Annotated in this window: 21 protein-coding genes; 15 read left to right on the top strand and 6 right to left on the bottom strand. The window is 62.5% G+C overall.

Annotated features, from left to right (window positions below; all coding sequences use genetic code 11):
• Positions 1 to 93: 93 nt before the first annotated feature.
• From ftsZ to dnaE, 9 genes are all read left to right on the top strand, one after another.
• Positions 94 to 1,314, top strand: coding sequence for a cell division protein FtsZ (gene ftsZ, locus BLQ01_RS20560; RefSeq protein ID WP_091554076.1), 1,221 nt, complete (start codon positions 94 to 96; stop codon positions 1,312 to 1,314).
• 24 nt (positions 1,315 to 1,338) lie between these two features.
• Complete coding sequence (locus tag BLQ01_RS20555) at positions 1,339 to 2,064, top strand: purine nucleoside phosphorylase YfiH/LACC1 family protein (RefSeq protein ID WP_091554074.1); 726 nt, start codon at positions 1,339 to 1,341, stop codon at positions 2,062 to 2,064.
• Positions 2,057 to 2,815: a YggS family pyridoxal phosphate-dependent enzyme gene (locus BLQ01_RS20550; RefSeq protein ID WP_091554072.1), complete on the top strand. Its 759-nt coding sequence runs from the start codon at positions 2,057 to 2,059 to the stop codon at positions 2,813 to 2,815. Before BLQ01_RS20555 ends, BLQ01_RS20550 begins: the two co-directional genes overlap by 8 nt.
• A gap of 85 nt (positions 2,816 to 2,900) precedes the next feature.
• Positions 2,901 to 3,437 (top strand): cell division protein SepF, encoded by a 537-nt coding sequence (locus BLQ01_RS20545; protein ID WP_091554070.1) that lies wholly within the window; start codon positions 2,901 to 2,903, stop codon positions 3,435 to 3,437.
• Positions 3,438 to 3,544: 107 nt separating this feature from the next.
• Positions 3,545 to 3,832, top strand: a complete 288-nt coding sequence (locus BLQ01_RS20540) for a YggT family protein (protein WP_026542516.1) — start codon at positions 3,545 to 3,547, stop codon at positions 3,830 to 3,832.
• Positions 3,833 to 3,987: 155 nt separating this feature from the next.
• On the top strand, positions 3,988 to 4,686 hold the full coding sequence (locus tag BLQ01_RS20535) for a DivIVA domain-containing protein (protein WP_026542517.1): 699 nt from the start codon (positions 3,988 to 3,990) through the stop codon (positions 4,684 to 4,686).
• A 101-nt stretch (positions 4,687 to 4,787) separates the two neighbouring features.
• Entirely contained in the window at positions 4,788 to 5,393 is a 606-nt protein-coding gene (lspA, locus tag BLQ01_RS20530) for a signal peptidase II (protein ID WP_026548590.1), read from the top strand.
• Positions 5,386 to 6,312, top strand: a complete 927-nt coding sequence (locus BLQ01_RS20525) for an RluA family pseudouridine synthase (RefSeq protein ID WP_091554067.1) — start codon at positions 5,386 to 5,388, stop codon at positions 6,310 to 6,312. Before lspA ends, BLQ01_RS20525 begins: the two co-directional genes overlap by 8 nt.
• Positions 6,313 to 6,369: 57 nt before the next feature.
• Positions 6,370 to 9,927, top strand: coding sequence for a DNA polymerase III subunit alpha (gene dnaE, locus BLQ01_RS20520; protein ID WP_026542520.1), 3,558 nt, complete (start codon positions 6,370 to 6,372; stop codon positions 9,925 to 9,927).
• A gap of 31 nt (positions 9,928 to 9,958) precedes the next feature.
• Here dnaE and BLQ01_RS20515 read toward each other — a convergent pair whose 3' ends face one another.
• Entirely contained in the window at positions 9,959 to 10,459 is a 501-nt protein-coding gene (locus BLQ01_RS20515; protein WP_026542521.1) for a flavin reductase family protein, read from the bottom strand.
• Positions 10,460 to 10,569: 110 nt separating this feature from the next.
• On the opposite strand from BLQ01_RS20515, the gene BLQ01_RS20510 reads away from it, so the two are divergent.
• From BLQ01_RS20510 to nrdR, 3 genes are all read left to right on the top strand, one after another.
• Complete coding sequence (locus BLQ01_RS20510) at positions 10,570 to 11,103, top strand: hypothetical protein (protein WP_091554065.1); 534 nt, start codon at positions 10,570 to 10,572, stop codon at positions 11,101 to 11,103.
• A 4-nt stretch (positions 11,104 to 11,107) separates the two neighbouring features.
• Entirely contained in the window at positions 11,108 to 12,472 is a 1,365-nt protein-coding gene (hisD, locus tag BLQ01_RS20505; RefSeq protein WP_091554063.1) for a histidinol dehydrogenase, read from the top strand.
• A 173-nt stretch (positions 12,473 to 12,645) separates the two neighbouring features.
• A complete protein-coding gene (gene nrdR / locus BLQ01_RS20500; protein ID WP_026548593.1) occupies positions 12,646 to 13,152 on the top strand; it encodes a transcriptional regulator NrdR in 507 nt (168 codons plus the stop codon).
• Between the two features lie 52 nt (positions 13,153 to 13,204).
• Here nrdR and BLQ01_RS20495 read toward each other — a convergent pair whose 3' ends face one another.
• The 3 genes from BLQ01_RS20495 to map form a co-directional block, all read right to left on the bottom strand.
• Positions 13,205 to 13,972, bottom strand: coding sequence for an SDR family oxidoreductase (locus tag BLQ01_RS20495; protein WP_091554060.1), 768 nt, complete (start codon positions 13,970 to 13,972; stop codon positions 13,205 to 13,207).
• 7 nt (positions 13,973 to 13,979) lie between these two features.
• Entirely contained in the window at positions 13,980 to 14,783 is an 804-nt protein-coding gene (gene ppgK / locus BLQ01_RS20490; RefSeq protein ID WP_026542526.1) for a polyphosphate--glucose phosphotransferase, read from the bottom strand.
• Between the two features lie 71 nt (positions 14,784 to 14,854).
• Positions 14,855 to 15,733, bottom strand: a complete 879-nt coding sequence (map, locus tag BLQ01_RS20485; protein WP_091554059.1) for a type I methionyl aminopeptidase — start codon at positions 15,731 to 15,733, stop codon at positions 14,855 to 14,857.
• 108 nt (positions 15,734 to 15,841) lie between these two features.
• Here map and BLQ01_RS22240 point away from each other — a divergent pair, with 108 nt between their 5' ends.
• Positions 15,842 to 16,006, top strand: a complete 165-nt coding sequence (locus BLQ01_RS22240; RefSeq protein WP_139183528.1) for an SPOR domain-containing protein — start codon at positions 15,842 to 15,844, stop codon at positions 16,004 to 16,006.
• 28 nt (positions 16,007 to 16,034) lie between these two features.
• Here BLQ01_RS22240 and panB read toward each other — a convergent pair whose 3' ends face one another.
• Positions 16,035 to 16,940, bottom strand: coding sequence for a 3-methyl-2-oxobutanoate hydroxymethyltransferase (gene panB / locus BLQ01_RS20480; RefSeq protein WP_026542528.1), 906 nt, complete (start codon positions 16,938 to 16,940; stop codon positions 16,035 to 16,037).
• A gap of 190 nt (positions 16,941 to 17,130) precedes the next feature.
• On the opposite strand from panB, the gene glnA reads away from it, so the two are divergent.
• Positions 17,131 to 18,471 carry a type I glutamate--ammonia ligase gene (gene glnA, locus BLQ01_RS20475; protein ID WP_026542529.1) on the top strand — a complete coding sequence of 447 codons (1,341 nt, stop codon included), beginning with the start codon at positions 17,131 to 17,133 and terminating at the stop codon, positions 18,469 to 18,471.
• 9 nt (positions 18,472 to 18,480) lie between these two features.
• Positions 18,481 to 21,492, top strand: a complete 3,012-nt coding sequence (locus BLQ01_RS20470) for a bifunctional [glutamine synthetase] adenylyltransferase/[glutamine synthetase]-adenylyl-L-tyrosine phosphorylase (protein WP_091554056.1) — start codon at positions 18,481 to 18,483, stop codon at positions 21,490 to 21,492.
• Here the strand turns inward: BLQ01_RS20470 and BLQ01_RS20465 are convergent.
• A complete protein-coding gene (locus BLQ01_RS20465) occupies positions 21,489 to 22,976 on the bottom strand; it encodes an arylsulfatase (RefSeq protein WP_091554054.1) in 1,488 nt (495 codons plus the stop codon). The genes BLQ01_RS20470 and BLQ01_RS20465 overlap by 4 nt on opposite strands.
• Between the last annotated feature and the right edge of the window lie 15 nt (positions 22,977 to 22,991).

Genomic DNA, 22,991 nt, shown 5'->3' with positions numbered 1-22,991 from the left:
ATAACTATAACCTTCAACTAGAGGGTTAAGGTCCAAGAATTCAAGTTGGACTCGATCAGTTTCGCTATAGGACACAAGCAAGGGGCACGAAACGTGGCAGCACCGCAGAATTACTTGGCCGTCATCAAGGTCGTCGGCATCGGCGGCGGTGGCGTGAACGCAGTCAACCGCATGATCGAGGTGGGCCTTCGGGGCGTCGAGTTCATCGCCATCAACACGGACGCGCAGGCGCTGCTCATGAGTGACGCAGACGTCAAGCTCGACGTCGGACGTGAGCTCACGCGTGGCCTCGGCGCCGGCGCAAACCCCGAGGTAGGCAAGCAGGCCGCCGAGGACCACGCCGACGAGATCGAAGAAGTTCTCCGCGGTGCCGACATGGTCTTCGTGACCGCAGGCGAAGGAGGCGGCACCGGAACTGGTGGCGCTCCTGTGGTGGCCCGCATCGCCCGTTCGCTCGGCGCCCTGACCATCGGTGTGGTGACCCGCCCGTTCACCTTCGAGGGCCGTCGTCGTGCAGGCTCGGCCGAGGCCGGCATCGACGCCCTGCGCGATGAAGTCGACACCCTGATCGTCATCCCCAACGACCGGCTCCTGTCCATCAGCGATCGCAACGTCTCCGTCCTTGATGCCTTCCGTTCCGCGGACCAGGTGCTCCTTTCCGGTGTCCAGGGCATCACGGACCTCATCACCACCCCGGGGCTGATCAACCTCGACTTTGCCGACGTCAAGTCCGTCATGCAGGGTGCCGGTTCGGCCCTGATGGGCATTGGCTCCGCCCGTGGCGAAGACCGTGCGGTCAAGGCCGCCGAACTGGCAATCGCCTCCCCGCTCCTGGAAGCTTCCATTGACGGTGCCCACGGTGTCCTGCTCTCCATCCAGGGCGGATCGGACCTGGGCCTCTTCGAAATCAACGAGGCCGCCCGCCTGGTCCAGGAAGTGGCTCACCCCGAAGCCAACATCATCTTCGGCGCCGTCATTGACGACGCCTTGGGTGACGAAGCACGCGTGACCGTCATTGCTGCCGGTTTTGATGACGTCAAGGCGACCTCGCCCTCCATGGACCAGGCGCGTCCTGCCCAGAATCCTGTCCCTTCGGAACGCCCCGCTGCCCCAAGCAGCGCACCCTCCAGCGCCGCTGCACCGCAGCACGCAACAGCGGGGATCGGTGCAGCCGGCCTGAGCAACTGGGGGCAGCAGCGCCCCTCTGCACTCCCGGCCGACTCGGGCTTCGACGTCGATCTCCCCGCGGTAGTGGAGCCCGATCTTTCGGGTAGCCGTTCCGACGACCTCGACGTCCCCGACTTCCTCAAGTAAGCCGGGTCCCGAGAGCCGGTTTTGGTGTTTTGGTGGCGGAATGAAGTCCGGCCCGGCGTTTCTGTAGCCTTCACGGATACAGGCGCCGGGAACCTGGCCCTCCATGTAGGGGACAATCCTGACGAGGTTCTGGCGCGCCGCGTTGACCTGGAGCAGGCTGCCGGACTCGGCGGCCGTAAGTTCCAGTACATGGATCAGGTCCATGGCAACAGGGTCGAATTCATCAAGGTACATGGGCCTGGGCCCACCGCCGATGCCATGGTTTCAGCAGCTACCACTTCCGGCGCCGGAGTGCCCCCTGCGCCGCAGCCCTTGGCGGTCATGGTTGCTGACTGCGTTCCCGTGGTTTTCGTGGCGGACGGTCCCGGTGCTGATCCCGTGATCGCCGTGGCCCATGCCGGGCGTCCAGGTGTGGCCTCGGATGTCGTGACCGAGACCGTCCAGGAAATGCGGAAGCGTGGCGCGGTGGATATCAGCGCCTGGCTGGGACCGTCCATCTGTGGCTCGTGCTACGAGGTACCCGAAAAGTTGCGTGCCGACGTCGCCGCCTTGGTTCCTGCTGCATGGTCCTCGACTTCATGGGGTACGCCGGCCCTGGACCTTCCGGCCGGTGTGAGGGCCCAACTGGCATCCTTGGACGTCAGCGTGGGGTACTCAGGGGAGTGCACGCTGGAGAACAATTCACTTTTTTCCTACCGCCGGGACTCCCGGACGGGTCGATTTGCAGGTTTGGTGTGGACGCATGATTAGCCTTGGTGGGGCCGACGAAGCGAGCGAACCCGATGTGGGGGATGCCCGGACGGCCGAACTTTCCGGCCGGCTTGGGGTAGTGCGGCGCAGGATTGACGCGGCCGTTGCTGCCGCCGGACGTACCGACCCGCCGCAATTGATCGTGGTGACCAAATTCCATCCCGCAGAGGATGTGCGCCGACTGTCCGGCCTGGGCATTACCGATGTCGGTGAGAACCGGGACCAGGAAGCGGCCGCAAAGAGTGCCGGTCTTCCCGACGTCGATGTCCGTTGGCACTTCATTGGGCAACTTCAAAGCAACAAGGCAAAGTCGGTTGTCAGGTACGCCGCGTCAGTCCAATCGGTTGACAGGCTCCAGCTCGTTGACGCGCTGGCCAAGGCCATGGGGCGGGAACAGGAGTCCAGCGGCCGGGGCGACCTCGAGTGCTACATCCAGGTCGGTTTGGACGACGACGCCGATGCCCACCGCGGCGGTGCAAACCCTTCAGAAGTCGCGGCTCTTGCCGACAGGATCGCATCGGCTTCCGGTCTTCATCTGTCCGGTCTCATGGCAGTTGCTCCGTTGGGGGCAGATCCTGAGGCGGCCTTCGAGAAACTTGCCGGTATTTCCCAAGCGCTCCGGGCTGTCCATCCGGCCGCAACGTCGATATCGGCAGGGATGAGCCAGGACCTTGAAGCGGCGGTGAAGTTCGGGGCGACACACCTGAGAATTGGCTCCGATATTCTCGGTTCCCGTCCGGCCGTGGGGTAGCGTCAAAGTATTGGAATGACGGGCCGGGGTTCCAATATGTCACGTCATGGCGGCCCGCCTACTGCAGAAACGATAGGAGTGCACCATGGCTGGCGCTCTGCGCAAGACAATGATCTATCTTGGGCTCGCCGACGGCGATGAACACTACGAATCTGAGCAGGCCGTCGCCTCGCGCCACGACGAAGAACGCCCCCAGGCACAGGAACGGGAAGAGCGCCGGGCGCCCGCTCCCGTCCGGGAAGTTGTCCGTGAAATGCCCACTGTAGATGCCGAAGAGGAATACCGCGCACCCGTGACACCCATTAAGCGTGCGGCCTCCAGCCGCGAAGATGCCTCCGGCCTGAGGCAGATCACCACAGTTCATCCCCGTTCATATAACGACGCCAAGGTCATCGGTGAGAGCTTCAGGGATGGCATTCCAGTCATCATGAACGTCACGGACATGGGCGAGGCCGACGCAAAGCGCCTCGTGGACTTCTCCGCAGGCCTGGTATTTGGCTTGCACGGCAGCATCGAGAGGGTGACCAACAAGGTCTTCCTGCTTTCGCCGTCGTATGTCGAGGTCATCGGGGACGACAAGAAGGCCAGCGAGACGCAGGCCAGCTTCTTCAACCAGAGCTGACGACGATTCTTTTGCGGATGCCAGGCGGGTCAACCTGCCTGGCATCTGTGTTGCAATAGTAGGGACCGATTGACATTCCGGAACAAGTGGGAGATCTGAGCTAACTCGTGGGCATTGTTTTCGGCCTTATCCATATTGTGTTGTTTCTGTTCTTCATCGCCCTGATCATCCGCCTCGTCTTCGAATGGGTCCAGATGTTTGCCCGCCAGTGGCGGCCCAGGGGTGTGGCATTGGTTACAGCACACGTGGTCTACTCGGTCACGGATCCTCCCTTGGGAAGGCTTCGTCGACTGATACCGCCATTGCAGCTGGGTGGAATCTCCTTGGATTTGGGCTTCCTGATCCTGATAATTGCCGTGAGTATCGCCATGGCAGTGACCTTCAGCCTCGCCTAGCTGCGCGCGGAACCTGGACCACCGATGGTTCACAGGCCGCAAATTCGCCAATTCAACACGATGGTGTTGAATTGGAGGAACAAGATGATATTTAGGTACCGTAGTTTTGAACGGCCGGAAGGCCTACTGACTAACTAGACCAACGAGGTGACCAGATGGCTTTGACGCCAGAAGACGTTGTCAACAAGCGCTTTCAGCCGACCAAGTTCCGCGAAGGCTACGACCAGGACGAGGTAGATGACTTCCTCGACGAGATCGTGGTGGAACTTCGCCGCTTGAACCAGGAAAATGACGAGCTTCGCAAGAAGCTCGGCGAGGCCGGTTCGGCAGTGCCTGCTGCGACTGCCGCGGCTCCGGTGGTTGAGAAGGTTCCGGCCCCCGTCAAGGTCGACAAGGAAGCTGAAGCCAAGGCAGAAGCCGAAGCCAAGGCTGCCGAAGCTGCCAAGAAGAAGGAAGCCGAGCAGGCTGCAGCCGCTGCCGCCGCTGCGAAGGCTCCCGCTGCCAACAACAGCCTCACTCCCTCCGCTGAATCTGCTGCAGGCCTGCTCGCCATGGCACAGCAGATGCACGACAAGCACGTCTCCGACGGTGCGCAGCAGAAGGAAAAGATCATTGCCGAGGCTCAGATCGAGGCTTCAAGCCTCGTCAACGATGCCCAGGAGAAGTCCCGCAAGATCCTTGGTGCTTTGGAGCAGCAGCGCTCCGTGCTGGAGCGCAAGGTTGAGCAGCTCCGTGGCTTCGAGCGCGACTACCGTTCACGCCTGAAGGCTTACATCGAAGGCCAGCTCCGCGACCTTGATGCCCGTGGTTCCGTCGCTGCCCCTGAGGTTGGCGAAGCAACCGCTGACGTTTAGCAAGTATTCTGAAAGCCGGTGGCTGAGGATTCCTCGGCCACCGGCTTTCGCTGTTAAAGACCGACAGCAGCCCGCCACGCTTCTCCCCGAATGAAAGCACTATGACCGACTTCACCGAAGACGCCCCGCAGCCGGCGACCACCGCCCGCCGCAAGTGGCGCCCGGCCATGCTCTGGCTGTTTGCCGGCTTCGCCGTGTTTGCCTATGCCTTTGACCAGCTCACCAAGCTTTGGGTGACCAGCACCATGACGGAAGGGGAGCGGATTCCGGTCCTGCCTCCGCTGCTGCACTGGTACTACATCAGGAACTCCGGGGCCGCTTTCTCCATCGGCGAGAACGTCACCTGGATTTTCACGATTGTCATGGCGGCCGTCTCGGTGGCTATCCTCTTCCAGCTGCGCCGGCTGGGTTCGGCATGGTGGGCGCTCTCGCTGGGTTTGCTCTTGGGGGGAGCGCTGGGCAACCTCACCGATCGCCTGTTCCGGGAGCCTTCTTTTGCCATGGGACACGTGGTGGACTTCATCCAGCTTCCCAACTTCGCCATTTTCAACATCGCAGACTCAGCCGTGGTGTCCGGCGTCGTGATCATCTGCCTCCTGACCCTTCGCGGCATTGGCATGGATGGGACGCGGCAGACAGCGGCTCCCAAGGGTTCGGACCATGCCAAGCCAGCCAGCGGTAGCCAGGGGGAGCCTGCCGGTGAGTAGCTCCGTGGAAGTGCCCGATGACCTCGCGGGGGTGCGGGCGGACGCAGGCCTGGCGAAATTGCTGGATATTTCCCGTTCTGCAGCAGCACTGCTGATCGCCGAAGGCAACGTGACTCTCGCCGGGGTGCCACTGGGCAAGTCGGCAAAGCTGGCCGCCGGGTCCGTGCTCGATGTCACCGTCCCGGACCGGCGGGACCCCTTGGAAGTGGTGGAGGAAGTTGTGGAAGGCCTGAAGATCCTTTTGGACGACGAGGAATTCGTTGTCATCGACAAGCCGGTGGGAGTTGCCGCCCATCCCTCACCCGGATGGGTGGGGCCCACCGTTGTGGGCGGCCTGGCTGGTGCCGGCTACAGGATCTCGACTTCGGGTGCGCCGGAGCGCGCAGGGATCGTCCACAGGCTCGACGTCGGCACGTCCGGCGTCATGGTGGTGGCCAAGACTGAACATGCTTATACGGTGCTGAAGCGTGCCTTCAAGGAGCGCACCGTGGAGAAGGTTTACCATGCCGTGGTGCAGGGGCTGCCGGACCCCCTGGAAGGCACCATTGATGCCCCGATCGGGCGCCACCCCGGACATGACTGGCGGTTTGCCGTGATCGAGGACGGCCGTCCATCCGTGACCCACTATGAGGTCCTTGAAGCCTTCGGCAAGGCAACCCTGGTGGAGGTACACCTGGAGACCGGCCGGACACACCAGATCCGCGTCCATTTCTCGGCCTTGCGGCACCCCTGTGCCGGAGATCTCACCTACGGCGCCGATCCCCGTCTTGCGGCGACTCTCGGATTGACCCGGCAGTGGCTGCACGCCCGTCAACTCGGATTCACCCACCCCGCCACAGGTGAATGGGTGGAAGTGAGCAGCGAATATCCGGCGGACCTCCAGTACGCCCTGGATCTGCTCGCAACCGGTTCCGCATAGACGGATTTCACTGCCCGGGTCCGCTTCCTGTTGGACCCGGGACGGTAGACTGTCGTGGTGACTTCCAGCAATGATTCGTTCGTCCACCTGCACACCCATACCGAATACTCCATGCTGGATGGGGCGGCCCGCTTGGGGGAGCTGTTCGACGAAACTGAACGTCTGGGGATGCCGGCCCTGGCGACGACGGACCACGGGTACCTGTTCGGCGCTTTCGACTTCTGGCGCAAGGCCACGGACAAGGGCATCAAGCCGATCATCGGCGTGGAAGCGTACGTAACTCCCGGCACCGCCCGCGGCGACAAAGAGCGCGTTCGCTGGGGCGATGAGAGCCAGCGCAAGGACGATGTCTCCGGTGGTGGCTCCTATACCCACATGACACTCCTGAGCTACAACAACGTGGGCATGAGGAACCTGTTCCGGGCCTCGTCCATTGCTTCGCTCGATTCCGTATTTGGCAAGTGGCCCAGGCTGGACCGGGAGCTGCTCAATACCTATTCCGAAGGTTTGATTGCCACCACCGGCTGCCCGTCCGGCGAAGTGCAGACCAAGCTGCGGCTTGGCCTCTACCGTGAGGCTGTTGAAGCCGCCGCCGAGTTCCGTGACATCTTCGGGGCAGAGAACTACTTCTGTGAACTGATGGACCACGGGCTGGACATCGAGCGGCGTGTCACCGGCGATCTCCTGCGCCTGGCCAAGGAACTGAACCTCCCGCTCGTGGCCACCAACGACCTCCACTACACCCATGAGCACGATGCCAAAGCCCACGAGGCCCTGCTGGCGATCCAGTCCGGCTCTACCCTCCTGGAGCCCACGTACGACAACGGAGGCTCCCGCTTTGCCTTCTCCGGCAGCGGGTACTACCTGAAATCGCCGCAGGAAATGCGGGAGTTGTTCCGCGACCACCCCGAAGCCTGCGACAACACGTTGCTCATCGCTGAGCGCTGCGAAGTCTCGTTCAACACCGGCGCCAACTACATGCCGCGCTTCCCCTGCCCGCCGGGAGAGGACGAGACGTCCTGGCTGGTCAAGGAAGTGGATACGGGCCTGAAGTACCGGTATCCCCAGGGCATTCCGGACAAGGTCCGCAAGCAGGCTGACTACGAGCTTGGCGTCATCACGTCCATGGGCTTCCCCGGCTACTTCCTGGTGGTTGCCGACTTCATCAACTGGGCCAAGAACAACGGCATCCGTGTGGGTCCCGGCCGTGGTTCGGGTGCCGGCTCCATGGTGGCCTACGCCATGCGTATTACTGACCTCGATCCGCTGCAGCATGGCCTGATCTTTGAGCGCTTCCTCAACCCGGACCGCGTCTCCATGCCTGACTTCGACGTCGACTTCGATGATCGGCGCCGCTCCGAAGTGATTGACTACGTCACCAAGAAGTACGGCGACGAGCGTGTGGCGATGATCGTCACCTACGGCACCATCAAGACCAAGCAGGCGCTGAAGGACTCCTCCCGTGTGCTGGGCTACCCCTTCAGCATGGGCGAGACCCTGACCAAGGCACTTCCGCCTGCCGTCATGGCCAAGGACATTCCACTGGCGGACATCCAGAATCCGGAGTCCAAGCGTTACAGCGAAGCAGGGGACTTCCGCCAGCTCATTGCCACCGATCCCGAGGCCGCCAAGGTCTTCGAGACCGCTTTGGGCATCGAGGGACTGAAACGCCAGTGGGGTGTCCACGCGGCCGGCGTCATCATGTCCTCGGACCCCATCATTGACGTCATTCCCATCATGCGCCGTTTCCAGGACGGCCAGGTGATCACCCAGTTCGATTACCCGACGTCCGAGGGCCTGGGCCTGATCAAGATGGACTTCCTGGGCCTGCGAAACCTGACGATCATTTCGGACGCCCTGGAAAACATCAAGATGAACCGTGGCGTCGACCTCGACCTGGAAAACCTGGAACTCGACGACGCCGCATCCTACGAACTTCTTGCCCGAGGTGACACCCTGGGTGTGTTCCAGCTTGATGGTGGCCCCATGCGGTCCCTGCTCAAGCTGATGAAGCCTGACAACTTCGAAGACATTTCCGCAGTCCTGGCGCTGTACCGTCCGGGCCCCATGGGCGCCAACGCCCACACGGATTACGCGCTGAGGAAGAATGGCATCCAAGAGGTCATTCCCATCCACCCGGAACTGGAAGAGCCCCTCAAGGAAATCCTCGGCGGTACGTTTGGCCTGATCGTGTACCAGGAGCAGGTTATGGCCGTAGCCCAGAAGCTGGCCGGCTACTCGCTGGGCCAAGCCGACATCCTCCGCCGTGCCATGGGCAAGAAGAAGAAATCCGAGCTGGACAAACAGTTTGCCGGCTTCTCCCAAGGCATGCAGGACAACGGCTACTCGATGGCCGCCGTCAAGACGCTGTGGGACATCCTGCTTCCGTTCTCCGATTACGCCTTCAACAAGGCCCACTCGGCAGCATATGGCGTGATCTCGTACTGGACTGCCTACTTGAAGGCGCACTACGCGCCTGAATACATGGCCGCACTGCTGACCTCGGTGGGCGATGACAAGGACAAATCGGCCATTTACCTCAATGAATGCCGGCGCATGGGTATTACGGTCCTCCCACCGGACGTCAACGAATCCTCGTTGAACTTCACCCCGGTGGGAACGGACATCCGTTTCGGCATGGGGGCTATTCGAAACGTCGGCGTCAACGTGGTGGATGCGATGGTCTCGACCCGCACCACGGAAGGCAACTACACCTCGTTCAAGGACTTCCTGCTGAAGGTTCCGGCCGTGGTGTGCAACAAGCGGACCATTGAATCGCTGATCAAGGCCGGTGCCTTCGATTCCCTGGGGCATCATAGGCGTGCCTTGGCCATGATCCACGAAGAAGCCATTGATTCAGTGATCACCCTCAAACGCAATGAGGCAATTGGCCAGTTCGACCTCTTCGCAGGCTTTGAGGACCAGGAGCCGGAGGCTTCCCTCACTACGGAGATCCCCGATCTCCCGGAATGGGAGAAGAAGGACAAACTGTCCTTCGAGCGGGACATGTTGGGACTCTACGTTTCAGACCATCCGCTGCAGGGCCTGGAGGGGGTCCTCAGCCAGCATGCGGAACAGTCGATTACTTCAATCATCGCCGAGGACGGACCGCACGACGGCGCGATCGTCACCATTGCGGGCATGATCACCTCATTGAGCCGCAGGATCGCCAAGGCCAGTGGAAACGCCTATGCCCGCGCCGAAATCGAGGACCTTGGTGCCTCCATGGAGGTCATGTTCTTTGGCCAGGTGTACGGGCCCATTGCCTCCGTCCTGGCAGAGGACTTGATTGTTGTGGTCAAGGGACGGTTGCAGCGCCGGGACGATGGCGCGGTCACCCTCAACTGCATGGAGCTCTCAGTGCCGGACTTGAGTGAAAGCGTCAACGGTCCGGTAGTGATCACCATTCCCACTTTCAAGGCTACGGAGGCCGTAGTGACTGACCTGCGGGACGTCCTCCGTACGCATCGAGGCAACTCGGAGGTCCGTTTGAAGCTGATGGGTGATACCAAGGTGGAGGTCATGGGCCTGCCGGTCCACATGCGGGTCAACCCCAGCCCATCCCTCTTTGGTGACCTGAAGGTCCTCCTGGGTCCGGCCTGCCTGGATAACTAGGAGCCTTGGAAGCCGGTGACTCTTCGTCCGGTCAGATCTCGTAGTCGAGGGGCTCCGGCCTGCTGTAGCCCCCGCTGTGGTATAGCAGGGGAGTGCCGTCGCCGCCCACTTGGCCGTCGACGACCTCAACCACCACTACTGCGTTGTTCTCGAAGGAAAGCCGCATCTGGATCTTGCCCACCAGCCAGCCGCTGACATCCTTGAGGATGGGTACCTCGTGGGGTCCGGGTTCCCAGTGGTCGCCCTCGAACCGGTCACGCGTACGGGCGAAACGGTTGGCGAGGGCCTGGTTCTCAAGTCCCAGCATGTGCACGCCGATGTATTCGGCGTTGGCCACGGCAGGCCACGAACTGGAGCTCCTGGCCATGTTGAAGGTGAACCTGGGCGGCTCGGCGGACAGCGACGCCACCGAGGTTGCGGTGAAGCCGAAGGGTTTGCCGTTCAGGTTGGCCGTGATGATGGCAACCCCGGCGGCGTGCCGGCGGAACATCTCCCGGAAAGTCTGGTCAAAGCCGGATGGTTCGCTTGTCACGTGGATGTGTCTCCTGGACTGGGGGCTGCGTCTCCCCTCAGCGTATTCCTCCGGTCCTGCCGGCACCTCATTTTGTTGAGCCTGCATGAACCTTTGTTAATGTGAGGGGTATGACCGAGCCAACCGTGCATGTCCCTGCTGCTGCCGAACCGGCGCCGGCCCCGCCGCGGCGCGTCCCGAAGGACGCCCTGTGGATCGTTCTTCCGGCCGGCGGCGGAATCCTTCTGGGGGCGCTCTGGTGGATTCTTGCTCCCGGTGGGCTGAACCTGGTCTCCGGCAATCCTGCACTTGCCGATGCCAACAATCCCGCGTCATGGCTTCCACGGGATCTGGTTCTGGCAGGACTCGTGCTCCTGGCCGGCTGCTTCACGGGCCTCATGCTGGACGGGAAGCTGCAGGGTCCCAGCGTGGGCCGCAGATTGACGCTTGCTCTCCTCGGCGGCGCCCTGGGCGGAATTGTGGCGTGGCTCGTTGGGTTGCTGTCCGCCCAGCTGTTTGGTCCGGCTCCGGATCCCGCACTTGGTCCCGGATATGGGTTCACCCTCCGTTCCTACGCCGTGCTGCTGTTGTGGCCGGCAGCAACGGCATTCATCACGTTCGTCCTGGCGCTGTTCGGGGTTCTTTCCAAGAAGCCCGTAAAATAACCGGGTGACCACTTCTTCGGATACCTCCGCCCGCCCCGCCGCTTCCCTCGATTTCCGAAGCATCGATCTCCGGGGCCGCCGCCTCTCTTTGGCTGAACTGCGCGCCGCCGTTCCCAGGGCCCGTCATCAGACTATGGCCGACGCCGAGCAGAAGGTCCAGGACATCATTGCAGCCGTCCGCAGCCGCGGCTTTGCTGCCCTCACGGAACTGGCGCAGAAATTCGACGGCGTAGAACAGTCGCACCCGCGTGTTCCGGCTGAAGCGCTGGCCCAGGCACTGGCCGAGCTGGACCCTGCAGTCCGGGCGGCACTGGAAGAGTCCATCAGCCGTGCCCGGCAGTTTGCAGAGCAGCAGCGCCCGGCCAATGTCGATGTTGCCTTGGCCGATGGTGCCGTGGTCAGCCAGAATTGGATTCCGGTGGGCCGCGTCGGGCTCTATGTGCCCGGGGGCCTGGCTCCCTTGGCTTCCTCCGTGATCATGAACGTGGTGCCCGCAGTAGCGGCAGGCGTCGAATCCATCGCGTTGGCTTCTCCTCCGCAGAAGGACTTTGGCGGCCTGCCCCACCCCACCATCCTTGCCGCTGCGCAGCTGCTGGGAATTGACGAGGTTTACGCCATCGGTGGAGCACAGGCGATCGTTTCCTTCGCCTACGGCATTCCGGGTTCCGCTGATGAGCTGCCCATCGAACCCGTTGATGTTGTAACCGGCCCGGGAAACATCTTTGTTGCCACAGCCAAGAGGCTCGTCAAGGGAGTGGTGGGCATCGATTCGGAGGCCGGAACTACCGAGATTGCCATCCTGGCGGATTCCAGCGCGCAGGCCCCCCTCGTCGCGGCCGACCTCATCAGCCAGGCCGAACACGATCCCAAGGCAGCTTCAGTCCTGGTGACGGATTCAGCAGAGCTGGCCGACGCCGTCGTGCTTGAATTGACGGCACAGGCCGCAGCCACCAAGCACAGTACGCGCGTTCTCGAAGCGTTGTCGGGACCCCAGTCAGGGGTGGTGCTGGTTGATGATCTCGACCAGGGGATCGCCGTGTGCAACGCCTATGCCGCTGAACACCTGGAAATCATGACGGCGGATGCTGCGGCTGTTGCGTCGCGGATCCGCAATGCCGGCGCCATCTTTGTGGGGGACTACAGCCCGGTAAGCCTCGGAGACTACTGCGCAGGATCCAACCACGTCCTGCCAACCAGCGGGACGGCGGCTTTCTCTTCGGGCCTGAATGTCATTACTTTCCTCCGCGCCGTGCAGGTCATCAACTACGACCGCACGGCATTGGAGCAGGTCAGCGGACACATCGTCAGTTTGTCCCGTGCTGAGGACCTTCCCGGCCACGGGGACGCCGTACGTATCCGCTTCGCCTAAGCGCTCAACCACTACATATACGGGTGCCTACCACTACATATAGTAGTTACACGCTTGTCATTAGGGTGTGAACGACCGTAAACTGGTGCCGGAAGTGAAACTTCCGGCACCTTTTGCGTTCCCGCGACCCGCAGGGCGATATTCCATGCCGGAACTGTCAGGGGAGGCCCAGCGTGTATTGTCCGTTCTGCCGGAATCCCGACTCCCGCGTCGTTGACAGCCGCATGGCCGACGACGGCTCTTCCATCCGTCGACGCCGTCAATGCCCCGAGTGCGGACGCCGCTTCACCACTGTGGAGACCACCAGCCTGTCCGTCATTAAGCGCTCCGGGGTCGGCGAGCCGTTCAGCCGGATCAAGGTCATCAGTGGTGTCCGCAAGGCATGCCAGGGACGGCCCGTCACCGAGGACGACCTCGCCATGCTGGCGCAGGAAGTCGAAGAGAACATACGTTCGTCCGGGGCGGCCGAAATTGACGCGCACGAGGTTGGCCTTGCCATTCTCGGCCCGCTTCGGAAGCTGGATGAAGTGGCCTACCTGCGCTTCGCCAGTGTCTACCAGGCGTTTGAGTCCTTGGAAGATTTCGAATCCGCCATCTCGCTGCTTCGGCACGAACATGCAGAACACGCCAAAGCCGGCGCCAAGGAATCAACAACGGGCTCGGAAAAGAGCCAACTCTAGCTCCGGTGGCGGTGCGGAGGGGAAGCCGCACCCGCCACCGGCACACTGGTGGTCAGCGTCCTCCTGAGACGGGGAGCACCGCGCCGGTGATGTAGCCGGCTTCGGCGGACATCAGCCACAGAACGGCCGCCGCCACCTCTTCGGGCTCGGCCCCGCGCCCCATGGGGATGGTGGGGTTCAGTCTTTCCACCCGGTCCGGCATGCCGGCAGCGGCATGCAATCCGGTGTTGGTGCTTCCGGGAGCCACGGCATTGACCCGAATGCCCTGTTGGGCCACCTCGGCCGCCAAACCAACGGTGAGGACATCCACGGCGCCCTTGGTGGCAGCGTAGTGGACCCAGGTTCCGGGGGAGCCGGCTTTGGTGGCAGTAGAGGAAATATTGACGATTGACCCGCCGCTGCCGCCGTGGTCCGTGGAGAGTCGCCGCACCGCTTCCTGGCACATGTGGATCATTCCTGACACGTTGACGTCCACCACCCGTTGAACGGTTTCTGCCGGTACCTCCACCAAGGCGCCGATCAGGTTGCCGGTAATGGCCGCGTTGTTGATGACCGCAGTCACTTGACCCAGGCCTGCGGCCTGGTCAAACAAGCGCACGACGTCGGCAGGCCGGCTGACGTCGGCCTGGACGGCCAGTGCCTGGCCGCCCAGGCCGATGATGTCGTTGGCAACGGTTTCAGCGCCGGTGCTGTCTTCGGAGTAGTTGACAACTACTGCGTATCCGGCCCGCGCCGCAGCGTGGGCTACGGCTGCACCTATGCCCCTGCTTGCTCCCGTAACAACTGCCGTCCCGGGTTTCGGAACCGGGCCCCCAGCCATCCGGGACCTACTTGGCGAGCTTGTGGTGCAAAGCAACCTCAAGCGCCGCACCGACAATACCGGCGTCGTTCTTCAACTTTGCGGTGACGATCTTGGTGCGCAGGTCAAGGTGCGGGAAGTACTCGTCGGACCGCTTGGAAATGCCGCCACCGACAATGAAGAGTTCGGGAGAGAACAGGAACTCAACATGCTGGAGGTAGCGGTTGAGCAGGACGCCGTACTCGTCCCAGCTCAGGCCGTCGCGTTCGCGGGCCACAGCGGAGGCCTTGGTTTCGGCGTCGTGTCCGTCTACCTCAAGGTGGCCAAGTTCGGCGTTGGGGACCAGTTGTCCGTTGAAGATGAAAGCCGACCCGATGCCGGTTCCCAGAGTGATGACCAGGACGGTTCCGTCAATGCCCTCGCCGGCCCCGTAGCGGGCTTCAGCCAGGCCGGCCGCGTCGGCGTCGTTGATGACCTCAACGGGCCGCCCAAGGCGCTTGGTGAACGTCCCGTCAATATCAGTGCCGAGCCACGTTTTGTCCACGTTGGCAGCTGAATTAACCACGCCATGCTGGATGATGCCGGGAAAGGTCACGCCCACTGGAGAGTCGGCGGCAGGGGCTTCGGGACGGCTGGAGAGTTCCTCCACGATCTGGGCGACAACCTCGGCTACGGCCTCGGGAGTGGCAGGCTGGGGAGTGGGGACCCGGAAACGGTCACCGATCAGCTTGCCCTTCTTGAGGTCGACAATGCCGCCTTTGATGCCGGTGCCGCCAATGTCGATACCGATCAGCGGTGCGTTCTTGTGGGTCTTCTCATCCTTCTTGGACAATGCAATTCCGATCATGGCAGGAGGGGATGGGCATGGCGCAGCCGCCCGGGCTGCTGGACCTTCCGAAGGGTTCAGGGAAGGGTAAGCATTTCCGCGCCGGTCTCTGTGACCAGCAGGGTGTGTTCGAACTGGGCCGTGCGCTTGTGGTCCTTGGTGACGACCGTCCAGTCGTCCGCCCACATATCCCATTCGATGGTGCCGAGGGTCAGCATGGGTTCGATGGTGAAGACCATGCCTGCCTCGATCACGGTGTTGTACGCCGGGGCTGCGTCGTAATGCGGGATGATGAGGCCCGTATGGAAGGCCTCACCCACGCCGTGGCCCGTGAAGTCCCGAACCACGCCATAGCCGAACCGTTTGGCGTAGGACTGGATAGCACGGCCGATTACGTTGATTTCGCGGCCCGGGGCCACGGCCTTGATGGCCCGGTTGAGCGACTCCTGCGTACGCTCAACCAGCAGACGGGATTCCTCATCCACGTCGCCAACCAGGAAAGTGTAATTGGTGTCCCCATGGACGCCGTTGATGAAAGCTGTGATGTCAATGTTCAGGATGTCGCCATCCTGTACGACAGTGGAGTCCGGGATCCCGTGGCAAATGACCTCGTTGAGGGAAGAGCAGAGGGATTTGGGAAAACCGCGGTAACCGAGTGTCGACGGGTAAGCCTTGTGGTCGAGGAGGAACTCATGCCCGACCTTGTCCAGGTGGTCGGTGGTGACACCGGGTTGGATGTGCTTGCCGACCTCCACGATGGCCTGCGCTGCGATCCGCCCCGCAATCCGGATCTTCTCAATGGTCTCCGGCGACTTCACCTCGGAGCCCGTGAACCTGGCAGGTGCCTTCTTGCCGACGTACTCGGGCCGCGGAATGGAAGCCGGGACAGGCCGTTCGGGGCTGATGGTTCCCGGTGTGAGGGCGCCGATGGGTGCAGTCGAAGCAAGAGAAGGCATAGATTGATCATATAAGGCACACAAGAGACGTAAGTAACAAAGCATGGTTGGGTTCCTGCGACCCCGCCAAAGTTACGCGTCCGGCCCACCCAGGATCGAGGAGGAGACGTGACGGAGTACTGGTACAACGTCAAGACGCATCAGATCGAAGAGGACGCCATGTCCGATTGGTCCCAGCTGATTGGACCCTATAAAACCAGGGAAGAAGCCGAGCACGCCTTGGAAAAGGTCAAAGCCCGCAATGACGCCTGGGACGCCCAGGACGAGGACTGACCGGGACCCGTGCTGACCTGTACGGGGACTAGAAGGAATGCTCAGGTCCGGGGAACTGCCCGGACCTGACGTCCTCCCCGTAGGCGGCAGCGGCGTCGGCCAAAGAAGTGCGGAGGTCAGCGTACTGCTTGACGAACTTTGCCATTTTGCCTCCGCGCAAACCGGCCATGTCCTGCCACACAAGCACCTGTCCGGTGGTGGTGTTGCCGGCGCCGATTCCCACGGTGGGTACGCGCAACGCTGCATCCACGGCGGCTGCGGTTTCCGCCGGCACCATTTCCATGAGCACGCTGAAAGCCCCCGCATCCTGCAAGGCAACAGCATCGTCGATGAGGCGTTGTGCGTCTTCTCCCCGGCCTTGGACCCGGTATCCGCCGAGGGCGTGTTCGCTTTGCGGCGTGAAGCCGATATGGGCCATGACAGGGATTCCGGCTTGGACCATGGCCTTGACAGTGTCCGCGTAGTAGGCGGTTCCCTCAATTTTGACGGCGTGCGCCAAGCCTTCCTTCAGGAAGCGGACACCGGTGGCAACTGCCTGTCCCGGGGAGACTTCATAGCTGCCAAAGGGAAGATCGGCCACGATCAGCGCGCGCTTTGCGGCCCGGCTTACGGCGCGCGTCAGCGGCAGCAGCTCGTCCACGGTGACCGGAAGGCTTGTTTCGTTGCCGTAGACGTTGTTCGACGCTGAATCACCCACGAGGAGGACTTCGATTCCTGCCTGGTCGAAGATTTCCGCCGTGTACTGCTCGTAGGCGGTCAGCATGGCGAACCGGGCACCGTTGTCCTTGGCCTGCTGGAGATGGTGGATCCTGACCCGGCCGGCAGGCTTTGAGGCCGCCGCGGAGGGTGACGTTGAGGGCGCTGAAGGGCCGGTCCCGTAAGGTGCGGGAACTTCAGCGGGCGTGGTGGACTCAGGGAGGTTGCTCGGGGCCATGGATAGAGCCTAAGCCGTGCCGACGGTGCCTGCCACCAGTGTGCCCGGCGTCACGGAATGTAAACGCTGTGTTACGCGAAGGTACTGCTGCGGCAATAGCAGCGAACTGTTAGTAGAGTGAAGGCTGAGTTGTCGTGGCTTCAAAGTCTTGGAACAAGCGGCATGGACACTGAATCGGAAAAGAGGCCCTATGGACCGCCAGCAAGAGTTCGTTCTGCGGACGATCGAAGAGCGTGACGTGCGCTTCGTACGCTTGTGGTTCACCGACGTCGTAGGTTCCCTTAAGTCGGTGGCGCTTGCGCCCGCCGAGGTCGAAGGCGCCTTTGAAGAAGGCCTTGGTTTTGACGGTTCGGCAATTGAGGGCCTCGCCCGCGTCTTTGAATCGGACATGCTGGCCCAACCTGACCCGTCCACCTTCCAGATCCTGCCGTGGCGTGGTGAAACAGAGCAGACATCGCGTATGTTCTGTGACGTCCTGACCCCCGATGGCGAGCCGTCGGCCGCTGATCCCCGCAACGTCCTGAAACGGACCCTGGCCAAGGCTGCGGACATGGGGTTCACCTGCTACACCCACCCGGAGATTGAGTTCTACCTCCTCAAGTCCAAGGACCTCGGGCCGGACGGCTCCCCGGTCCCGGTGGACGAGGGAGGCTACTTCGACCACGTTCCAGGCGGCGTTGCCCAGGACTTCCGCCGCACCGCGGTCACCATGCTCGAATCGGTCGGTATTTCCGTGGAATTCAGCCACCATGAAGGTGGTCCCGGCCAGAACGAGATCGACCTCCGTTACGCGGATGCGCTGCAGACCGCTGACAACATCATGACGTTCCGTACGGTCATCAAGGAAGTGGCCCTCCAGCAGGGAACCTACGCCACCTTCATGCCCAAGCCGTTCACCGACCACCCCGGCTCGGGAATGCACACCCACTTCTCCCTGTTCGAGGGCGATACCAACGCGTTCTTCGAAGCGGGCGCCGAGTTCCAGCTCTCCAAGACGGCACGCCAGTTCATCGCAGGAATCCTGAAGCATGCCCCCGAGTTCACCGCCGTCACCAATCAGTTCGTGAACTCCTACAAGCGGCTCTGGGGTGGCGGCGAGGCGCCAAGCTACCTCAGCTGGGGACACAACAACCGTTCGGCACTTGTTCGCGTTCCGTTGTACAAGCCCGGCAAGGGCCAATCGGCGCGCATCGAGTACCGCGGGATCGACTCCGCCACCAACCCCTACCTGGCGTACGCCGTTCTGCTGGGCGCCGGCCTGAAGGGCATCGAGGAAGGCTACGAACTTCCCGCTGCGGCCGAAGACGACGTGTGGTCGCTGACCACCGCAGAGCGCAGGGCCATGGGCCATGCGCCGTTGCCCGCCAGCCTCCACGACGCCATCCGTGCCATGGAGGAATCTGAACTTGTTGCGGAGATCCTGGGCGAACAGGTCTTCGAGCACTTCCTGCGCAACAAGCGCGCGGAATGGCAGGATTACCGCCTCCAGGTCACGCCATACGAGTTGCAGCGCAACCTCGGCATTCTGTAGGCAGGGCCAGTGAGCCTCGCACGTCGGCTCATTTCAGCCGGTTTCAGTGATCTCGAAAAAGCCGAACGGTTCCTTGCAGCCCCCGAACTTGAGGGGATTGACCAGGAATCGCTCTTTGCCGGGCTCTCCATGTCGGCGAGCCCGGACACCGCCCTCCAGTCATTGGTTCGGCTTCTCGAGAAAAACCCCGGGCTGAAGAAACTGGCTGCGGCGGACCAGGACAGCAGCGAGCCCATGTACCGCCTGCTCGGCGCTTCAGAGGCACTGGGGGAGTTCCTCATGCGCCGGCCCGAGCACTTGGACGTCTTTGATGTCCGCGTCAGCCCGGAGCCTCTCCAGGCCTCCAGCGAGGAACTCCGGGCAATGCTGCTCCGATCCGTGAAAGCCGAACCTGGAGCCCTGCGCCCAGTGGCGGGGATGACCGGGATGCCTGCCTATGCGGCCCTGAGGAGTGCTTATCGCCGGGGGCTGACTGAGTTGGCCATCAAGGATCTCTGTGCTGCCTCACCCCAGGACTTCATGCCCTCTGTCGGGGCCGAATTGGCCGACCTCGCCGGTGCCGCCATTGAGGCCGCATTGGCCGTCTCGCGGGCCGAAGCCGCTGGACAGTATGCTGCCGCCGAGATCGCCGACGTCGGCCTTGCCGTCATGGGCATGGGTAAATGCGGCGCCCGTGAACTGAACTACATTTCCGACGTCGATGTCATTTACGTTATTGAGGCCGGTGAACTGGAAGACGCCCGGGCATCGACCATCGGCACGGCACTGGCATCGGGAATATCCCGGGCAATCTCCTCGTCGGCACCAGAGCCCGGGCTGTGGGAAGTCGACGCCAACCTTCGCCCGGAGGGAAAGTCCGGGCCACTCGTCCGTACTCTGCCCTCGCACCTGAGCTACTACGCACGCTGGGCCGAAAGCTGGGAGTTCCAGGCGCTGCTCAAGGCGAGGACCATCGCAGGTGACCGGGAACTGGGCCAGCGCTATGAAAAGGCAGTTGAACCCTTAGTGTGGGCCTCGGCAGGACGCGAGGGGTTCGTCGAATCGGTCCAGGCGATGCGGCGAAGGGTAACCGACTACATTCCGGCAGCCGAAGAGCAACGCCAGATCAAGCTGGGGCGGGGCGGCCTCCGCGATGTGGAGTTCACTGTCCAGCTGCTGCAGCTGGTCCATGGTAAATCCGACGAGTCGCTTCGGTGCAAGGACACCACTTCGGCCATAGCCGCACTGTCCGCTGGAGGCTACATTGGCCGCACGGATGCAGCCGCTTTCGACAACGCCTACCGCTACCTCCGCCTGCTGGAGCACCGGATCCAGCTTTTCCAGCTGCGGCGTACCCACCTTATGCCTGTCACGGAGGACGCCCAGCGGTTCCTTGCCAAAGCTGTCCTGGGACCCTTCTCCATGGAGCGGCCCCACCCTGACCAGCTGATGGCCACCTGGCAGAAAACCAAAAAATCCGTGCGGGAGCTTCACGAGCGGATTTTCTACCGCCCCTTGCTCAATACTGCGGCCAAGCTCAGCAGCGAAGACGCCAAGCTCAGTCCCGAGGCAGCCCAGGGCCGGCTTGCGGCTCTTGGCTACTCGGATCCGCAGGGAGCCATGCGGCACATTGAAGCGCTGACAGCGGGGGTCAGCCGGCGGGCTGCTTTGCAGCGGCAGCTTCTGCCGATCCTGTTGGGCTGGCTCGCTGAAGGCGTGGACCCTGACGCAGGCCTGCTTGCTTTCCGCAGGGTCAGTGAGGCTTTGGGAACCACTCACTGGTACCTGGGCCTGTTGAGGGATTCCCAAGCCGCGGCAGAACGCCTGTGCCAGGTGTTGGCCAATTCCCGGTTGATCTCGGATCTGTTGGAAGTTTCCCCGGAATCCGTGGCTTGGCTGGGCAGCGACAAAGAGCTGGTGCCCATCAGCTTCGAAGCCCAATGGCAGGAAATCCAGTCCAAGCTGTCCCGGCACCCGGATCCCGAAAGTGCCATGAGGCTCATCCGCTTGATCCGGCGCCGCGAAATCCTGCGGACAGCGATTGCCGACAGCTCCGGATTGCTGGACCAGGATGCCGTAGGACTTGCTTTGGCCGAGACGGATCGTGCCGCCGTTCTGGGGGCATTGCACGTGGCGGAAGCCGTGATTGCCTCCGATGGACCACTCAAAACGGATGTCCTTGTGGTAGCCATGGGGCGTCAGGGCGGACGGGAGATCGGCTACGGCTCGGACGCGGACGTCATCTACGTGCATCGTGCCCGGCCCGGGTTTTCCGACGCAGAAGCCCAGGAGCAGGCGACGGCGATCGTCGCCAAAGTCTCCAGCTTCCTCACCCAGCCACTCAAGCCGGCGATCATGGCCGAAAGGGTCCTCATGGTGGACGCGGACCTGCGGCCAGAGGGGAAGAACGGCGCAATGGTCCGCTCGCTGGAGTCGTATGCGGAGTACTACCGCCGCTGGTCGCTGATCTGGGAGGCCCAGGCACTGCTGCGGGCGCGCCCCATGGCTGGTTCCGACGAGCTGGCTGCCGATTTCCTCAAGCTCATCGATCCGATCCGCTACCCCCGGGAACTGGCGGAACAGGATGTGCGGGAAGTCCGTCGGGTCAAGGCACGCGTTGAATCAGAACGGCTGCCACGTGGCGCTGATCCTGCGCGTCACGTCAAACTTGGACGCGGTGGCCTCAGCGACGTCGAGTGGCTGGTCCAGTTGCTTCAACTGCAACACGCAGGCAAGCATGTGGAACTCCGCACCACTTCCACCCTTGAAGCCCTCGAAGCGGCGGAAAAGCTGGACTTCATCAGTCACGATGACGCCGCACTTCTGCGGGACGCGTGGAGGTTTGCCAGCCGGATCCGTTCAGCGAATGTGATCGTCACGGGACGGGCTTCGGACCTCCTGCCCTCATCCCGGAAAGACCTTGAAGCTGCAGCGCGATGGTGTGGGTACGCTCCCGGACATGCGGGCCAGTTCGAAGAGGACTACCTGCGGCTGAGCCGGCGGGCCAGGGGTGTGTTCGAGAAGGTGTTCTACGGCAATTAGCCCATGGGAAGTGCAGCCTGGGCCTTTTCACGGGCATGCCGCAGCATGGCGACCACCGGCACGCCGGGAACCAGCGCGCCGTCGGCTACGTAACCCTCCTCCCGGTCCTGGAGTGTTTCCACCATCCGTCCGCGCCATAGTCGCAGTTGGTGGTGGTGTGCGGGGTCTTCGGCGAGGTTGAATCGTTCCTGGGGATCGGCGTCGAGGTTGAACAGTTCTTCTGTGCCCTTCCCGGAACCCCAGATGTACTTGTGATGGCCATCGGTCAGCCAATGCAGGTTCTGCCCCCAGTAGACGTGTTCACCGTGCAGGACCTGCCGGACGGCCCCGGTATCCTGCCCACGCACCAGCGGGGCAAGGGACTTGCCGTCCACCGAGTCCGGGATGGGCAGCCCGGCTAGGTCCAGCAGCGTGGGCATGATGTCGCGCAGTTCCACCACGTGGTCCACCACGGCTCCGCGTGCAGCGTCCCTTGCTGCCGGGGCGTTGGCGATGATGAAGGGAATCCGTGCAGACCCCTCGTAGGGCACTGCTTTGCGGAACATCCGGTGGTCGCCCATCATTTCACCGTGGTCACTGGTGAAGGCGATCACCGTATTGCCATCCAGCCCGAAGTCCGCCAACGACTCCCTGATCCGGTTGATCTGCAGGTCGATCTGCGCCATCAGCCCGTAGTAGCCTGCCCTGGCCCGGTGGACCACGTGGTCCGGCATGCGGCCATAGCTCGCTTGGTAGTCGCCGTCCTTCCGGTGCTCGTCCCAGTGGTGTTCCCAGTTGCCCAGCACTGGTTCGTAGTCCGGTATGCCGAGGTACTGCTCAAACGCCCACGACGGCGGATCGTACGGTGGGTGCGGACGGTGGAAGGAGAGGTAGAGGAAGAAGGGCTTAACCGGGTCACGGCGGTGCATCCACTCGATGGCCTGCGTTCCGATCCAATGCGTGGGGTGCAGGTTTTCGGCTTTATCCCACGGCCGGGCGACGATCGAGTTGCAGTTTACGCCGTGATCGAAATACTCGGCGTCCGGACCGGCTCCTGGCTGCTTTCTAAGCCACGGCACGTAGTCGTCAAACATGGCGAAGTGCTGCCGATGTTCCCGCCGTGCGTGGTGAAGGTAGCCGTCATGGAGGATCACGTCATCGAAGCCGAGCCTGGAGCGTTCCGGCCATACATGCATCTTGCCGATCGCCTGTGTGTGGTAGCCGCCCTTTCTGAACTCGTCCTGTACTGTCACCGGGTGGACTGCATGGAAGGGTACGCCGTCGTTGTACCCCACCCGGCCGTGCCGTTCCTGGGACTGGCCGGTAAACAGGGCCGCCCGGGCAGGAACACAGGAAGGTGTAGCAGAGTAGCCTTTGGAGAACCGCACGCCGCTACGGGCGAGTTCGTCGAGATGGGGTGTTTCGACGTAGGGATGACCGTCAGAGGACAGGCAGTCGCCCCTCCACTCATCCACACAGATCAGAATGACGTTCGGCCGGCCCATGGAAGGTTCCTTCGA

This window comes from Arthrobacter sp. UNCCL28 (genome assembly GCF_900102805.1).
Lineage (GTDB): Bacteria > Actinomycetota > Actinomycetes > Actinomycetales > Micrococcaceae > Arthrobacter > Arthrobacter nicotinovorans_A.
This window is presented reverse-complemented; position numbering and strand designations above follow the sequence as displayed.

Coding starts and splice junctions, on each gene's coding strand:
- BLQ01_RS20545 (WP_091554070.1), top strand. CDS start 2,901: ATGGCTGGCGCTCTGCGCAAGACAATGATCTATCTTGGGCTCGCCGAC.
- BLQ01_RS20465 (WP_091554054.1), bottom strand. CDS start 22,976: ATGGGCCGGCCGAACGTCATTCTGATCTGTGTGGATGAGTGGAGGGGC.
- BLQ01_RS20550 (WP_091554072.1), top strand. CDS start 2,057: ATGATTAGCCTTGGTGGGGCCGACGAAGCGAGCGAACCCGATGTGGGG.
- panB (WP_026542528.1), bottom strand. CDS start 16,940: ATGGCCCCGAGCAACCTCCCTGAGTCCACCACGCCCGCTGAAGTTCCC.
- BLQ01_RS20510 (WP_091554065.1), top strand. CDS start 10,570: ATGACCGAGCCAACCGTGCATGTCCCTGCTGCTGCCGAACCGGCGCCG.
- BLQ01_RS20535 (WP_026542517.1), top strand. CDS start 3,988: ATGGCTTTGACGCCAGAAGACGTTGTCAACAAGCGCTTTCAGCCGACC.
- lspA (WP_026548590.1), top strand. CDS start 4,788: ATGACCGACTTCACCGAAGACGCCCCGCAGCCGGCGACCACCGCCCGC.
- map (WP_091554059.1), bottom strand. CDS start 15,733: ATGCCTTCTCTTGCTTCGACTGCACCCATCGGCGCCCTCACACCGGGA.
- BLQ01_RS20495 (WP_091554060.1), bottom strand. CDS start 13,972: ATGGCTGGGGGCCCGGTTCCGAAACCCGGGACGGCAGTTGTTACGGGA.
- glnA (WP_026542529.1), top strand. CDS start 17,131: ATGGACCGCCAGCAAGAGTTCGTTCTGCGGACGATCGAAGAGCGTGAC.